Annotated in this window: 2 protein-coding genes; both read right to left on the bottom strand. The window is 42.8% G+C overall.

Annotated elements, in window-relative coordinates; genetic code table 11:
• Positions 1-380, bottom strand: a 380-nt coding sequence (era, locus tag A3729_RS03225; RefSeq protein WP_068633147.1) for a GTPase Era, incomplete at its 3' end; no start/stop codon positions are given.
• 15 nt (positions 381-395) lie between these two features.
• On the bottom strand, positions 396-783 hold a 388-nt coding region (locus A3729_RS03220), incomplete at its 5' end, for a ribonuclease III family protein (protein ID WP_231877316.1).

Raw genomic sequence — 783 nt, 5'->3', positions numbered from 1 at the left:
ACAGGCGCTTTTGCAGCTTGGATTTTTTCAAGCACGAAGCTATCTTCCTCTGTCCACTTGGTTCGATCAACCAAAAAGACAATAACATCAACATGCTTAAGCGAATCTGACGCCGCTTTATTCATATATCGATTAATCGCTTTATGTTCTTTCAGGTGCAAACCAGGTGTATCAACATAAACGACTTGCGCTTCGCCTTCGGTTTTGATCCCTAAAATCTGGTGACGCGTGGTCTGAGGCTTCTTTGAGGTAATACTAATCTTTTGACCCAATATACGATTTAGCAACGTTGATTTGCCGACATTAGGGCGCCCAACAATGGCGACATAGCCACAACGGGTATTCGGGTTATTAAAACTTTCCAAGTCGAATTCAGTCATGATAATACTCCAGGGTTATGACTTTTCTTCCAGAATAGCCAGCGCTTGCTTTGCTGATTTTTGCTCAGCTATTCGTCGACTAGGGCCTTCACTATTTGTTCTGATACTCATTGATGCAACCTCACACTCGACAAAGAAAGTCTGATCATGAGCTTCACCTGTGACCTTAATAACTTCATATTTCGGGAGGTCTTTCTTTATAGATTGCAGATATTCTTGTAGGCGGGTTTTAGGGTCTTTTTCGGTATTATCTAAAGACAAGTTAGCGAAACGCGGCTCATACCACGATAAAACAACTTCTCGGCAAGTTGAATGATCGCTGTCTAAATAGATAGCACCAATGACGGCTTCCAGAGCATCAGCAATAATCGACTCCCGCCTAAAGCCACCACTCTTCAGCTCA

The organism is Oleiphilus sp. HI0043, from assembly GCF_001634935.1.
The sequence above is the reverse complement of the archived record's forward strand: the minus strand, read 5'-3'. Positions and strand labels throughout refer to the sequence as shown.